The sequence below is a fragment of the Aliidiomarina sp. B3213 genome (assembly GCF_003290085.1).
In the GTDB taxonomy this organism is placed as follows: Bacteria; Pseudomonadota; Gammaproteobacteria; order Enterobacterales; family Alteromonadaceae; genus Aliidiomarina.
On record NZ_QMKJ01000002.1, the window covers coordinates 351,206 to 367,291 of the forward strand.

Sequence of the window (16,086 nt, forward strand, 5' to 3'; positions counted from 1 at the left end):
GTTATTTAGTACCGTTTTTATTGTTATTCGCGCACGCGACAGAGCCGCCCAATAGGCCACACGCCCCCTCTTCCGCACCACTCAATTGGCCACGATAACCGTTAAATAGTTCTCGGCCCATGCCAAAATGGCTAGTACTTAAGTCACAATGGGACTGCTCTCGCTGCTCAAGCACCGAGGCGTCTACTAGCAACTCTAGCGTCCCTGAGTGTGGGTCAAGCTTAATCATGTCGCCATGTTGTACTTTACCAATCAATCCGCCTTCCACTGCTTCAGGTGTTACATGAATAGCTGCGGGAACTGCTCCTGAAGCACCAGACATTCGACCGTCGGTGACGAGCGCTACATTGAAGCCCCGTTTTTGCAACACGCTTAATGGCGGTGTTAACTTGTGAAGTTCCGGCATCCCAATCGCCTTGGGACCTTGAAACCGGACAACAACAATACAGTCACGGTCGAGCTCTCCGGCTTTAAATGCTTTATCCAGTTCATGCTGAGAAGACATCACCACAGCAGGTGCGGTAATCGACTCTTTACCTTCTGGAATGGCTGAAGTTTTAATAACGGCGCGCCCTAGGTTCCCCGACAGTACAGCAAGGCCACCATGGTCACTAAACGGGTTTTCCGCACTACGAAGCACCGATGTATCTAATGACTCTTTCGGCCCTTCTTCCCATGTGACCTGCCCCCCCACTAATACGGGCTTTTTCGTATACTTTGATAACCCGAAGCCGGCAACAGTATTAACGTCTTCAAACAATAGCCCCTTCTCAAGCAGGGTATGAATTAGGAAAGCCATTCCGCCAGCACGTTGAAAGTGATTTATATCTGCTTCACCATTCGGGTAAATACGAGTAACTAGCGGCACTACGCTCGAGAGTTCAGCGAAATCATCCCAATTAATCACAAAGCCCGCAGCCCGAGCAATAGCTACAAGATGCATAGTATGATTAGTCGAACCTCCTGTAGCCAGAAGTCCTACAAGACCATTAACTATAGCTTTCGCGTCTACCACTTCACTAATTGGAGTGTATTCTGTGCCCAAATCAGTAATACGGGTTACTTGCTGGGCTGCAACTCGCGTAAGCTCTTCTCGTAACTCACTACCCGGATTTACGAATGAAGACCCAGGAAGCTGCAAGCCCATAATTTCTACGATAAGTTGGTTTGAGTTAGCAGTGCCATAAAACGTGCATGTTCCAGGGCTGTGATATGAAGCTGACTCTGCGTCCAACAATTCTTCTTTACCAATTTTTCCCTCAGCGTATAACTCTCTCACGCGAGCTTTTTGCTTATTTGTAATACCCGAGGGCATCGGCCCTGCGGGCACAAATACAAACGGCAAATGGCCAAAGCTTAAAGCGCCAATTAAAAGCCCGGGTACGATTTTGTCACATATCCCGAGCATTAAGCCGCCGTCAAACATGTTATGGGACAAGCTTACTGCGGTAGCCATAGCTATTACGTCTCGGCTCATTAAGCTTAATTCCATTCCAGGCTGACCTTGGGTCACACCGTCACACATTGCAGGTACACCACCCGCAACTTGCGCAACGCTACCTACATCATGGATGGCTTGTTTAAGTTTTTGCGGGTAATCATGATAAGGCTGATGCGCAGACAACATATCGTTATAAGAGGTCACAATGCCGATGTTGGCCTTGGTTAAACTTCTGAGGTTTGTCTTTTCGCTCTGCCCGCAGGCAGCAAACCCATGAGCAAGATTGCCACATGACAGTGCGCCACGGTGTGGTCCTTGTTGACGCGCCGCCGCCATTCTTTCCATGTAGTCTTTTCGGGTATTTTGGCTTCTTTCTTCAATACGCTTTTGAACGCGCTCTATAACAGGATGCATGATCTAATCCTCGCTCAAATTACTGCTTAGGTACTGCAAGCATGACATCTACAGAGACCAAGTCTTGATGAATAAAATAGTTCATCGGGAGTTGAGAACCAGAGTCCATTACTTCATCTAGCGTGTGTTTCTTGTTCTGACCCACGAGGTGAACATAGATTTGAAGGCTATTGAGTAAACGCCGTTTGGTCATAGAAACACGTGCATGAGGAGCTGTCTTAGGATAAACAGCAATGAATGATTCTTTCCCGTTTAAGCCCTCGTCGATTTCTTCACTACAAGGGAACAATGAAGCGGTATGCCCATCATCTCCCATACCGAGAATGACCACGTCAAACGCGGGCATGAGCGACAATTCTTGATTCACCAGTGCAACCGAGGCATCAATACTTTCTGGGTCTTTAATGTAAGATATAAATTTCGCAGATGCGGCACGATGTTGAAGAAGATTCTCTCGCACCAATTTTTCATTACTCGCCTCGTTATTCACATCAACCCAACGTTCGTCAGCAAGTAATATTGTAATTTTGTCCCACGGTAACATTTGAACAGATAGCCTTTGGAAGAAAGGTACAGGAGTGCTTCCCCCGGATACTACAAGTGTTGCAGAACCTCTTTCTTTTATAGCTTCCTCGAGCTTTCGACACACTTGCCGTGTGAGTTGATCGGCAAGTTCATTTTTATGATTGAAAATATGAATTTGCGCTTTAGACATCGTCTTCCCACTCTCTTCCTTCTTGGGCCATGAGAGATACGGAAGCAACGGGGCCCCAACTCCCTGCTTTATAAGGTTTAGGTTTTTCGCCGGACTGTTGCCATGCTTTGCGAATGGAGTCTATCCAGCGCCAAGCGTATTCAACCTCTTCCCGAGCGACGAACAGGTACTGGTGACCTTGAAAAGCTTCAAGTAAAAGCCGCTCATAAGCGTCTGAAATACGATTGTTCTTGAAGGTTTCATCGAAGCTAAGATCAAGCGTCGTGGACTTCAGCTCCATTTGCTTACCTAAACCAGGCACCTTATTCATCATTTCGATCTCAATCCCTTCATCAGGTTGCAATCGAATAATTAAACGATTCGGAGACAGATTCCCGATGGAATCTTTGAATATGTTATGCGGCTGCGGTTTGAAGCTTATGACAATTTCAGTGCACTTGTTCGCCATCCGTTTGCCTGTGCGCAGGTAAAATGGCACGTTCGCCCAACGCCAGTTATCAATATGTGCTTTAAGTGCGACAAAGGTCTCGGTGTCACTGGCTTTTCTCGCACCTTCTTCGTCTAGATAGGCTGGTACTTTCTGGTCATTTACGAATCCCGCCGCGTACTGCCCCCTCACTACATCTTCGTTCACATTTTCAGTGGTAATTGCGCGTAATGACCTTAACACCTTTACTTTTTCGTCTCTTACGCATTCAGCGTCGAGTTGGGTTGGCGGCTCCATAGCCACAAGAGCGAGGACTTGCAGTAAGTGATTTTGTACCATATCTCGTAGTTGGCCTGCGTCATCGTAGTAACTCCAGCGACCCTCAACACCAACCTGCTCTGCAGCTGTAATTTGAATATGGTCAATGTACTTACGACTCCACTGACTGGAAAAGATGGGATTTGCGAATCTCAAAGCCATAAGATTCAAAACTGTTTCTTTACCCAAGTAGTGATCAATCCTATAAATTTGCTCTTCGTCAAAGTATCGAGCTACCTCATCGTTTATTTCTACCGATGACTCAAAATCATGACCTAGTGGCTTTTCAAGGACTACTCGCGAAGGACTTGAGGCGTAACCAATTGATTCGAGTCCCTTACAAACTTGAGCAAAAAGCGACGGAGGAACAGCTAAATAGCTCATGACAGAGCGTGAACTATTGTTATTCTCGTTATTTAAGACCGACGGCAACTTCTGAAAACCGTCACTATCCGCTAAATCTAGCTCGCAATAGCGCAATCTTTCGGCCATTCGAAGCCAAATTGAATCGTCAAATTCTGCAACTGGAATAAAGCGTTGTAAGCTCGCTTTAACTTCTTGTTGGAACTGTTTTTCAGTGAGCTCCTCACGCGCGACGCCAACAATGAGAGAATTCTCATCTAGCAAGTTTGCTCTCTCCAATTGATAAAGCGCCGGCAGTAACTTTCTTCGCGACAAGTCACCTAAAACACCAAAAAGAACAAGGTCATATTTCTGTTCAGCTGAAGTCATATCCCACTCACGAAATGTAGTTTTGCTACAAAATATCACTCGATGTTAGCAATAGTTTGCATGATTTACCAATTAAATGTAATTTAACTACAAAATAATACACGGTACAGCACGCATGTTAGACGAAATAAGAAATCAGCTAGATCAACTTAGTAAATCAGAGCGTAAAGTAGCTCAAGTCATTTTGGCGGATCCAGAATCGTCAATTCACCACAGTATTGCGCATCTCGCTCATCTTGCCGACGTCAGCGAGCCTACGGTAAATCGCTTTTGCAGAACTATGGGAGCCAAAGGCTACCCTGACTTTAAGCTTCAAGTAGCCAAGAGTCTTGCAAAGGGAACACCTTATGTACATCGACATGTCGAGCAGAGCGATAGTGCAGCATCATTCAGCTCTAAAATTTTCGAATCAACTATTTCATCCTTGCGTCTCACTCAACAGAATTTAGATATTGAAACGCTTGAACAAACAATTGAGCATCTCAATCGAGCTGGCAAGATTATCTTTATGGGGCTAGGCGCCTCTGCCTCTGTAGCCCACGACGCTCACAACAAGTTTTTACGCTTCGACACACCGGTGCTTTTTTCTGACGATATTTTAATGCAACGCATGTTGGCCATTAACGCTAAAAAAGGCGATGTACTTATTTTTGTCAGTCACACAGGAAGAACTAAAGCACTAATTGAGATAGCGGAACTTGCAAGGCAGTCGAACGCCATTGTCGTAGGTGTTACTGATGCAGACAGTCCTCTAGCCCACGTATGCTCTCTCGTTCTTTCAACCCAAGTACCTGAAGACACTGACGTGTATATGCCCATGGCATCGAGAATAGCTCAACTTCTATTGATCGATGTTTTGGTTACTGGTTTTACATTGAAAAAAGGTCCTGCTTTGCAGGAGAAACTTCGACTGATTAAGGCTACGCTTCGCGATTCACGCTACGACAAGCCTGATCATTCCAACTACGAATAGGAGGCACACCATGACTACTCGAGTTGCCATAAATGGCTTTGGCCGAATTGGCAGAAACGTGGTCCGCGCATGGCTTGAACGCCAATTGCACGATGACATTCAGATTGTTGCCATCAACGATTTAGCAAGACCAGAGCTTAATGCACATTTACTAAAATACGATTCAATTCATGGAGCACTGGCGCACAATGTATCAGCATCAGAAAATGAACTAAGAATTGACGACTATTCAATTTTACTTTTACGTGAAAGAGAGCCAGAGCGGCTCCCCTGGAAACAGCTACAGGTTGATATCGTTCTGGAGTGCACTGGACTTTTTACATCGAAAGCTAGTGCATCACTGCACCTGCAAGCAGGAGCTAATAAAGTTCTAATATCCGCGCCTTCAGTAGATGCAGACGCAACAATAGTTTTTGGAGTTAATCATCACCTTCTTTCGAACGCGCATCGAATCGTCTCAAATGCCTCATGTACAACAAATTGTCTTGCTCCAGTAGCAAAACCAATACAAGACGAAATTGGAATAGAAAGCGGACTCATGACCACAGTTCATGCGTTTACCAACGATCAAAACCTCACGGACTCTGTTCACTCAGACCCGCAAAGAGCAAGAGCAGCAACACTGTCGATGATTCCTTCTAAAACAGGAGCAGCAGCTGCCGTTGGTTTGGTTATTCCCGAATTGAAAGGTAAGTTTGATGGTTTAGCGGTTCGCGTCCCTACCCCAAATGTCTCTCTGGTTGATCTGAGCTTTATTGCACAGCGCGAAACAACAGTAGAGGAAGTTAATGCTTGTATTACGAAAGCCGCTCAATCAAGTTCCGTTCAGGGAGTTCTCGATGTAAACCGATTACCTTTAGTATCGAGTGACTTCAATCACAACCCGCATTCATCAATTTTCGATGCTAACCAGACGAGAGTAAACGGAAGACTTGTTAAAATCATGGCATGGTACGACAATGAATGGGGATTTAGCCAAAGAATGCTAGACACCAGCCTGGCGTGGTCAACCGCATCAGAACAAAGAAAAATTCAAGCTTAATTCAAAGCAAAATTACAATATTTTAATAATTTTTTAACGACATGGATTGACGCTCAAATTTTCTTGTTCTATTTTATGAAAGCGCTTTCATAAGCAAATAAATATAAATTAGAAATAAAACAACAACGAATACGGTATGAGTCAACAATCAGGAACTCAGTTATGTATAACAGCAGAACCAACAAGAGTGTAATTACGGCGCTCTTTATTACGTTAGGCCTCGTCGGATGTGGTAGTGAAGACGTTAAAACGGTCTCAGATTTCGAGTCTGTGGACACCACAGCCCCCGTAGATGACTGGCAACTCGTGTGGAGTGACGAGTTTTCCGGTAGTCAAATTGACACCAATAAGTGGACCTTTGAGGTTGACTGTCGCGGCGGAGGAAACCAAGAGCAACAATGCTACACGGACAGCGCTGAAAATGCTTATGTTTCTGACGACACACTGAAGATTGTTGCCTTGCCAGCAGAAGAAGGTGCTGACTTGCCGTATACCTCGGCACGACTAAATACCCGGTATAACGGTGACTTCAAATACGGACGTATTGAAGTGCGCGCACGTATGCCTAGAGGTCAGGGTACATGGCCTGCTATCTGGATGATGCCAACCGACGAAGTCTATGGAGGTTGGCCTAAGTCTGGTGAAATAGACATCGTAGAAGCTGTTAACCTAGGTGCACAAACAGCAGAAGGCGAGGAAGAAACTCGCGTATATGGCACCCTTCATTACGGTCGTGACGCACCAGACAACTCATCATCAGGCACAGCCTACGCTCTTCCTGGAGGCGCTAGTCCTGCAGATGGTTTTCATACATATGCTATTGAGTGGCAAGAAGGCGAAATTCGCTGGTACGTAGACGGCTACCTCTACCAAACACAAACGCGCTCATTTGTGAGATTCAATAGCCGCGGTGAAGCGGTTGGCTTGCGTCATCGTGGTTGGTTTGCGGAGTACTTTAATCAGGCATCCGGAGACCTAGAAACAACTTGGGATGCAGCGCCTTTCGACCAACGTTTTTACTTAATTATGAACTTGGCTGTGGGTGGAACATGGCCTGAAAATGTAAACGAAACCGGTATCGATGCTGATGCTCTCGCTAACGGTCAAACATTCGAAATCGATTATGTCCGCGTGTATGAGTGTGGCTCTAACCCACAAACAGGTCGCGGTTGTGAAACAGTTCGCGACGGATATAAAGACGCAGAAACTTACGTAGAGGGCGACGCCCCCATTCCCTCGCCTCCGTCTGATGGTGTTGCTCGTAATTTAACTATTTTTGATGGCACACCGAATCCAAACTGGCCTGCATGGGATTGCTGTGGCGGCTCTACACCAGAACTTGTAGATGACGCTGAGAAAGGCAGTTCATATCGATTTGTCGTAGGTAGTGCGCCAACAGTAAATGGGTTTATTACGCGTTCAGATTTTATTACCGATCCAGCTGGCTCACCTTCTCCGTTTGACGCGTCACCGATATTGGAAACGGGTTCCATTTCTTTCGACATTAAGGTTGAATCTCAACCGAATGACGCTTCTTCAGTTTGGCTGTTTAAAGTAGAGAGTAACGGCGCGTCTACGGCTGCTGAATTACCTCTCACAGACAGTAATGAAGGACTAGCGCCAGCAACAGGCGAGTGGCAAACCGTTACTTACTCATTACAAGCACTTTCAGACGCGGGTCTTGATGTTTCTGCAATTGATGCCTTTATGGTGTTCCCAGCATGGGGAACGGGTGAAGGCGCACAGTACCTCATTACCAATGTTGAAATTTCGGCGCCAGAGGTGGCATCTCCTGAGCTGGTCTTGTTCGATGATAGCGAGAATTCAGACTGGCCCCTTTGGGACTGCTGTGGCGGTACCATCCCAAGTGTTGTTGAAGATGAAGAGCGAGGCCCTGTAGGTGAATTCACGATTGGAGCCACGCCGACAGTTATGGGTTTCAAACCAGCAGATGGCAGCGGGATTCAATTTGATGCGTCAGCATTGTTAATTGAAGGTGTTGTCCAATTTGACATGAAAGTTGTTTCTGCACCAACAGACTCATCATCAGTGTGGAAATTCAAAATCGAGTCCGATGGCGCTTCAACAGCAGTGGAAGTTGACCTATCTACTGGTAATGCAGGTAACGAGCCGGTGGTTGGTGAATGGCAAACTTACACTTTCAGTTTACAAACATTGTCTGACTTAGGGCTCGATGTTTCTGCTATCGACGTTGTCATGATTTTCCCTGCATGGGGAACTGGTGACGGCGCAACATACCGTGTGGATGAAGCTAGAATATACAACCCGAGCGCAGGTGGTTCAGGTTTAACTGTGTTCGAAAATGAAATCGTTGAGGGTTGGTCTTTGTGGGACTGTTGTGCAGGTACAACGCCTGAAGTTGTTGCTGAAGACGCACCATACGGGTCAGTTGCTGAATTCTCGATTCCAGGATGGCCTGAAACAGTACTAGGGTTTCTTGCGGACGAGGGTGTTTCCTATGATGCGTCAAGCATGGTGGCAAACGGCGCTATAAGTTTTGATATGCGCATTGTTACTCAACCGGATGGCGGCGAAACATCTTGGCTATTCAAAGTAGAGTCTACAGGTGCCGCAACAGCTGTCGAATTGGCTTTAGAGTCTGGTAATTACGACACGCCTCTTGTTACAGGTGAATGGGCAACATATCACTTCCCGTTACAAGAGTTATTCGATGCGGGTCTCGATTTAACCGATATCAATGTCATCATGATATTCCCAGCGTGGGGAACCGGCCAAGGCGCGGTTTATCAAGTTGATAACGTTAGAATCGATAACTTTTAATGCGCACAGCACTGACAAAACGGATAACTAAATTATGAAAAAATTAACGTTTATGAAGAGCCCTGTTGCTGCAGCTGTGTCGTTGGTTTTAGCCAGCAGCTTTATTACACCTTTGTACGCACAGGACGCACAAGAACAAGAAGAGCAAACGGAACAAACTCAACAAACTGAGCAAGAGAACTTCGAGGTCATTGAAGTTCGAGGAATTGTTGGAAGCTTGGCTCGTTCAACTGCATTTAAAAGAGATAGTAGCGGCATTGTGGACGCAATCTCTGCAGAGGAGATGGGGAAATTCCCAGACACCAACCTTGCTGAGTCTCTACAGCGCATCACAGGTGTTTCAGTAAGTCGCGTAAATGGCGAAGGTAGTCAAATTACGGTTCGCGGCTTTGGTCCTGAATTTAATTTGATTACCCTTAACGGCCGCCAAATGCCGGGTACTGGTTATACGCGTTCATATAACCTAGAGAACCTGTCTTCTGAAGGGGTAAATGCGCTCGAAGTATACAAAACCGCAAGAGCAGCCACTCCAAGTGGTGGTTTGGGAGCAACCGTTAACATCGTTACAACTCAACCTCTGGAAAGACCGGGACAACGCTTTTCTGTCTCAGGCAGAGCCCTACATGACTCCTCTGTCGCTGACGGAAGCGATGTAACCCCTGAAGTTGCAGCTGTCTACAGTAACACTTTCGCAGACGACCGCTTTGGGGTTGCATTTTCGTTCTCCCAATATCGACGCGACTTTCAAATTCAACAGGCGAACATTCAAGGTTGGCAAGCAAATGTACCATTGCCAGGAGACTTACCAGAGTCTTCAGTAATCGATCCTCGCCCAGTCGACGAGGAAGGTAATCGCGTAGGTAATCATTTCTTTCCTAAAGATATGAACTACGGTATCGCGGATCTCGCACAAGAGAGAACAAACGGCCAACTAACCCTTCAGTTCGAGCCAATAAATGGTTTGGTCTTAACGACTGACTACACTGCAAGTCGCAACTTAACAGGTCGTGAAGCCTTTGGTTGGGGTATCTGGAATGAGTTCGGCGGAAATATTAATGCTTACGAGCTAGACGAAAACGGAACGGCAGTTTATGCAGATATTGCCGGTAACGACGGTTCTTTCACAGCAGAGAAAGGAACGACTGAAACCGAGGCAGAATCGGTAGGCTTCAACTTAGAATATCAATTAAGCGACAGCTGGAGCTTCTGGTTTGATGCGCATGACTCAAGCAACAAAACAGATGACGGTGCCGATGCAGGTAGCGGAATGTTTGGTCAAGTGATTCTGGGCTCTGACCAACTTCGCTCAAAAGTTTATGACTACCGTACGGGTGAAATTCCACAAGTTTTAATTAACTGGAACAACGGAACAAATGTTCTAGACCCTGCGTCAATTGACTCTAACTTCAGTCAGTTCTTCCACCGCCCTGGTGAGAGCAATATTACTCAGTATCAATTCAAAACAGACTGGTATAACTATGGCACGTTTGATGTTCCACTCGTGAAAGTTACAGCTGGTTTATCTAGAACTGACCAAGAGATGGGAGGCTATACTGCTTGGAGTGGGCTGAGAGGAGGACCTGGATTTAACCCTTCATTCGCTCAAATTCTTCCCGACAGTATGTTTACATATAATGGCACAGGAAGCTTTTTAGACGAGCTTTTAGGCGGTGGTAGTAACCTCCTAACCGACTATTATTATACTTATGATTTTGACGAAGCAGTGGCCCGTCAAATGGCATACATCACAGAAGCACTGATGGGCAGTGATGCCTATGTAGCAGATCCTTATTTCGACGGAATTGACAGCGAAAGTTATGTTAACGAAGTAACAAACGCGCTATTTATTCAGTCTGATTGGGAGTTCTACGTTGCAGACTTCCCTGTTCAGTTAAATGTCGGTGTACGCTACGAAGAGACTGATGTAACAAGCCGAGTTCGTCAAAGCGTTGAGCGACAAGTCAACTGGGTAAGTCCGTCTGAGTGGATTATGCAATATGAGCCTTCAGACCAAGCTACGTTCCTTACCCTCGAAGGTAATCATGACGTACTCCTTCCAAGCTTAGACTTCAAGGTCGAGTTAACACCTGACCTAATTGGTCGCTTCTCATACGGCAAAACAATAGCTCGCGCTCCTCTAGGTGATCTCGCTGGTGGACGCTCACTGAGCGGAAGTCCAAAACCAGGCTCTCGCTCAGGTGGACAAGGCAATACCAACTTGCTTCCATTTGAGTCCACCAACTTCGATTTGTCGTTAGAATACTATTATGACTTCGGTAGTTATGCCGCTATCGGTTATTTCCGTAAAGAGGTTGATAACTTTATCCAACGGTCTATTACAACAACGACAATCGACGGTTTAAGAGACATTCTCAATGGTCCTCGCTATGCACAGGCTGTTGCATCTTTGGAAGAACGCGGTGAACAAGCAACGAGTACAAACATTTTCAACGAGATGATTGCTCTTGGGTTCGGTAATGGCGAAGGCGTCATTGAACCTAACGCTGATGACCCTCTGATGGAATGGCAAATTTCACAACCGACCAACACCGACACCAAAACCGTAGACGGCTTTGAAATTGCTGTTCAACATGTGTTTGGAGAGTCTGGTTTTGGCTTGGGTGTGAATGCTACGGTCGTCGACGGAGACGTGGATTTTGATAACGAGAGCTTAACGCAACAATCACCACTTGTGGGCTTAAGTGACTCTGCCAACTTCCAAGGGTTTTATGAAAAGCATGGCTTGTCTGTGAAAGTAACATACGCATGGCGTGACAGTTACCTTATCGGTGTAGGCCAAGCGCAAGGTTCTGCTGACGCTCCTCCACAATATGCTAGAGAGTACGGGCAATGGGATATGAGCGTGAACTACAACTTCACAGAAAACTTTTCTGTGTCTTTTGAAGGATTAAATCTTACGAACGAAACCGAGCAAGGTTATGGTCGTTACGAAGAGCAATTCTTATTCGCTCGTCAGTACGGACCAAGATACTCACTAGGCTTTAGATACAGCTTCTAAGGCGGTCTTCAATTCATAGTGCAAAAGCATGGATGCTTATTTAAGCAAGACAATGGGACAGCTAATCGCTGTCCCTTTTTTTATCCTATCGCACCTTAAACTTACCTTACGCAACAAGACCTGCTATCCCGCAAGGTGCATTTTTCAATTGAAATTAAGCGGCCTGAGTATCGGATAACGATATTCAGCAATGAATATACGATTCATAAACGTTTCTACTAAACATGCCCCAACCATTCACCGCTCAACTTTTCGTGCGCCGCCAAAGACAATATAGAGAAAGTAAATAATAGCAATAGACAAGAGCCTACAAGAACAAAAAAGCCCACCTCACGGTGGGCTTTTATTTGGTTGGTTCGCTCAATTCAGTTAAGGACTTACGCAATGCAAATGAGCATTTTCAGGAGCCTGCTGAACAAAACGGATATCATTAAAACTGATTTCCAACGGGTCGGTCGAAGATAAACCGAATACACCACTAACGTGTCCTAAATTCAGGCCTTCTTGCTGCATACATGAGAGATCAAAGTAAGTTCGTTGCCACTGACCTGGAGGTAGCTCCGCCAAAATAGGCTGAACATTTACATTGAGTCCGCAATCATTGCCACAGTACATATTTAACATGACGTTAGTCGCAACAGTTTCAGGTACTTTTAAGGTAACAACAAGTGCACTTCGGTCGCCCATAAATGCTCTAAGATCTCTTGGGAAGGGAGCTACAAAATTAAACGCCGCCTCCTGAGCACCGCTGAACTCAAACCTTCTTGCGTCCTCTTGTACCTCATCATCGAACGTAGAAACAGCGACGGCTCCTTGAGACTGAATGCTACTTTCAACAATAGCGCGCGTATCTCCGCTACGCAGCTCTAATAGCCATGGAGCTTTCACTGCACGTTCGAAAATCACGAGATCCTCTGTTTCACTCTCACCGCCTAGTTCCTCATTAAGCAAGCTTGTGAACAAAGGCGTGTCGCCGTAACTCATTCCGGCGCCAACCGGAAGCAGTTCACGATTATCCTCAGGGTCCGCAGGCCAAGCAAAAGAAAGTCGGCCCGTAACATCATATTGAACGTCGCCATCAGCATTTCGAAGAATTACATCAGCCACGCCTTGCCCTTCACTACCCGGAAGCCACACAGCAACAAAGGCATCTGATGCATTTAGTTCAGGGTTTACCCACATAGGACGACCACTAATGAATAAGGTCACCACAGGTATCCCCTGCTCTTGAAAGCGCTCTAGCAACGCTAAGTCGCTCGCATTGCCACGCTGATAATCGAGGTTATTTAAATCACCATTGCCCTCTGCATAAGGTTGTTCACCGAAAACTACAACTGCGACATCTGGCTTATCATCAAAGCTTCCGTCCTCTGATAACCGAACTTGTCCACCCGCAGCCTCAACTTGCTCAGCAATACCATCAAAGATAGAAGTGCCACCAGGAAAATCATCATTGGTGTTACCTGTGCCCTGCCAACTAATTGTCCATCCCCCGGACTGCTGCCCAATATTATGCGCGCCGCTTCCTGCTACAAGAATATTTTGGGTCGGATGTAGAGGTAGTAATTGGCTATCGTTTTTTAACATCACTAAAGATTGACGCACCGCGTCACGCGCGATAGCTCGATGCTCTTGAGAACCAATAATTCCACTACGACCCGCCAAAGGACGATTAGCTGGACTCGGCTTGTCGAAAAGGCCCGCACGGAACTTAACACGCAATACTCTTCTTACGGCATCGTCCACACGTTCTTGTGAAATAATTCCTTCTCGTACCTGCGCAACAAGGTTATCAAACAAAGGACGCCATGATTGAGTTGGCACCATATAAACGTCGAGTCCCGCATTCGCAGCTTGAGGACAGCTTTCATTAGTGCAACCTGGAATTTGTCCGTGACCATTCCAGTCCCCTACAACAAATCCGTCAAAACCCATTTGTTCCTTGAGTACTTCTGTAAGTAGATACCTACTACCGTGGATTTTTTCGCCATTCCAACTATTGAAGCTAGCCATTACCGTTTGAGCGCCAGCTGCTAAGCCGCCAACATATCCTTGCGCATGCAAATCAAATAATGTCTGCTCGGTAACTTCGGTATTTCCTTGGTCTATGCCGTCCGTCGTTCCTCCGTCCCCTACGAAGTGTTTAACGGTACTAATTACTCTCTGCTCGTTAAGGAAGTCTTCGCCAACCTCACCTTGCAACCCATTTACGATAGCAGCAGAATATTCACGAACAATATTTGGGTCTTCAGAGTAACTCTCATAAGAGCGTCCCCAACGTAAATCCTGAGCAGCGGCAACTGTTGGAGCGAATACCCAATCAATGCCAGTAACCATGACTTCCCGCGCCGTAGCACCAGCTATATCTCGGATAAGATCCGGGTTATTGGCTGCGCCAAGACCGATATTATGTGGAAATATCGTGGCTCCAATGACGTTATTGTGGCCATGAACTGCATCTGTCCCCCACATTGTGGGAATAGATATTCCATCAAGACTGTCATCAATGGATGCTTGATACATAGCGTCGGCGAGCTCAATCCAGTCTTCCGGGGTTGCATATTTATCATTGCCCGGAAATGCACCTCCGCCATTTAAGTACGAGCCAAATCCGTACTCACGCATATCTTCAACGGTAATATCTCTAATCTCAGGTTGAATCATTTGCGCTATTTTTTGCTCTAACGTCATCGTTTCGAGCATCTGGGTAATTCGACTCTCAATTTCAGTATCAAGACCAACTGGAGACTCTATGTGCGGCCATATATTGGACTCCGCTACTGTCGGCTCACTCGTATTTTCAGCGCATCCAGCAACAGACAAAGCTACTGTGAGTAAACACCCATTGAGTGCATGTTTGCTCCTAAGCATTAGGCTGTCTCCCCTTCTGGTGATTGCTGAAGTTTAGTTTGTGGTTTATATCCTTTGTAACCATAAAACGCGATATATAAGTAACAGACAAGAGGAACCACAAAAGCCGTCTGAATACCGACTTGGTCAGCTAGCAGTCCTTGTAGAAGCGGCACAATAGCGCCACCTACTATCGCTAAGCATAAAATACCTGAGCCCTGCCCTCGGCTATCACCTAAGTTTTGTAACGCCAAACTAAAAATAGTTGGAAACATAATGGAGTTACATAAGCCTACGAATATCAGCGCCCACATGGCTAAAGTTCCCGAGCTTGTCATTGTCGTTAGCAACAATAGCACTGCTGCAAGAGCATTAAACATCAACACCTTTTCACCTGAAATTCTCTGCATAATTGCAGCACCTAAAAATCTTCCCACCATGGCACCACCAAAATACCAAGAGATGTAATGAGAAGACTGAGACGTTGGCATATTTCCTATTTCAGGAAGCGCGATATACATAGCTAAAAAGCTACCAATGCTCACCTCCGCGCCTACGTATACAAAAATACCCAGTGCTCCAAGTACTAAGTGACGCTGCTTCCAAGCGGACCCTTGCGAGGGTAACGCGCTTGCGGTATTCGTTTTACCCATGTTGGGTAATTTAAGCTTCAAAAAGACAGCTGCCATTACTACAAGAGTTGCGGCCAGAATAAAATAAGGCAGGCTTACGGCGTCTTTAGACACACCTGATATTTCTGGGTCGGTAACACCTTCGAAAATTAACCATGCCCCAAACAACGGAGCTACGGTTGTACCTAATGAATTAAAAGCTTGCGTCATTGTTAAACGACTAGAAGCTGTTTCAGGAGCGCCAAGGACAGTTACATATGGATTCGCAGCTACCTGCAGAATAGTGATCCCCGAAGCTAAAACAAATAGCGCCAGCAAGAATAAACCATAAACTTCCGCTTGTGCGGCTGGATAAAACAATACGCAACCGGCTCCAGCAATCATTAAACCCGTCACAATCCCATTTTTGTAACCTATTTTTCCTATCAACATACCTGCTGGTATTGAGACAATGAAATAGGCTCCAAAAAAGCAAAATTGAATGAGCATTGACTTGGCATAGTTCAAGTCAAATAGGATTTTAAGGTAAGGAATAAGAATATCGTTCATACATGTAATGAAGCCCCACATAAAGAAAAGGGACGTCAGTGCGGTTAATGCAAACCGGTAGTTGTTGTTTTGATTGGTCATGGTTGCCTCAATCTAATTATTTTTTGACCTTTAGCTACTTTGAGCCTATTATGAAAGCGCTTTCATTTATAGCATAATTAGACGGATTCGC

The 16,086-nt window shown here is 45.7% G+C and carries 9 protein-coding genes; 4 read left to right on the top strand and 5 right to left on the bottom strand.

Annotated elements, in window-relative coordinates; genetic code table 11:
- Position 1 precedes the first annotated feature (1 nt).
- Genes edd through zwf form a run of 3 tightly spaced genes read right to left on the bottom strand, consistent with a single transcriptional unit; the run spans position 2 to position 4,047 of the window.
- A complete protein-coding gene (gene edd / locus DQX04_RS06865; RefSeq protein ID WP_111915160.1) occupies positions 2-1,855 on the bottom strand; it encodes a phosphogluconate dehydratase in 1,854 nt (617 codons plus the stop codon).
- Between the two features lie 19 nt (positions 1,856-1,874).
- Complete coding sequence (gene pgl / locus DQX04_RS06870) at positions 1,875-2,570, bottom strand: 6-phosphogluconolactonase (protein WP_111915161.1); 696 nt, start codon at positions 2,568-2,570, stop codon at positions 1,875-1,877.
- Entirely contained in the window at positions 2,563-4,047 is a 1,485-nt protein-coding gene (gene zwf, locus DQX04_RS06875) for a glucose-6-phosphate dehydrogenase (protein ID WP_111915162.1), read from the bottom strand. Before zwf ends, pgl begins: the two co-directional genes overlap by 8 nt.
- A 115-nt stretch (positions 4,048-4,162) precedes the next feature.
- On the opposite strand from zwf, the gene hexR reads away from it, so the two are divergent.
- From hexR to DQX04_RS06895, 4 genes are all read left to right on the top strand, one after another.
- Positions 4,163-5,020, top strand: a complete 858-nt coding sequence (gene hexR / locus DQX04_RS06880) for a transcriptional regulator HexR (RefSeq protein WP_111915163.1) — start codon at positions 4,163-4,165, stop codon at positions 5,018-5,020.
- Between the two features lie 10 nt (positions 5,021-5,030).
- On the top strand, positions 5,031-6,062 hold the full coding sequence (gene gap, locus DQX04_RS06885) for a type I glyceraldehyde-3-phosphate dehydrogenase (RefSeq protein WP_111915164.1): 1,032 nt from the start codon (positions 5,031-5,033) through the stop codon (positions 6,060-6,062).
- Between the two features lie 162 nt (positions 6,063-6,224).
- Entirely contained in the window at positions 6,225-8,864 is a 2,640-nt protein-coding gene (locus DQX04_RS06890) for a glycoside hydrolase family 16 protein (RefSeq protein WP_111915165.1), read from the top strand.
- 34 nt (positions 8,865-8,898) lie between these two features.
- The gene (locus DQX04_RS06895) at positions 8,899-11,883 is read left to right on the top strand and encodes a TonB-dependent receptor (protein ID WP_111915166.1); all 2,985 of its coding nucleotides are present in this window, start codon (positions 8,899-8,901) and stop codon (positions 11,881-11,883) included.
- A gap of 369 nt (positions 11,884-12,252) precedes the next feature.
- On the opposite strand, the gene DQX04_RS06900 is transcribed toward DQX04_RS06895, so the two are convergent.
- Positions 12,253-14,754, bottom strand: coding sequence for an exo 1,3/1,4-beta-D-glucan glucohydrolase (locus DQX04_RS06900; RefSeq protein WP_111915167.1), 2,502 nt, complete (start codon positions 14,752-14,754; stop codon positions 12,253-12,255).
- On the bottom strand, positions 14,754-15,995 hold the full coding sequence (locus DQX04_RS06905; protein ID WP_111915168.1) for a sugar MFS transporter: 1,242 nt from the start codon (positions 15,993-15,995) through the stop codon (positions 14,754-14,756). Before DQX04_RS06905 ends, DQX04_RS06900 begins: the two co-directional genes overlap by 1 nt.
- Between the last annotated feature and the right edge of the window lie 91 nt (positions 15,996-16,086).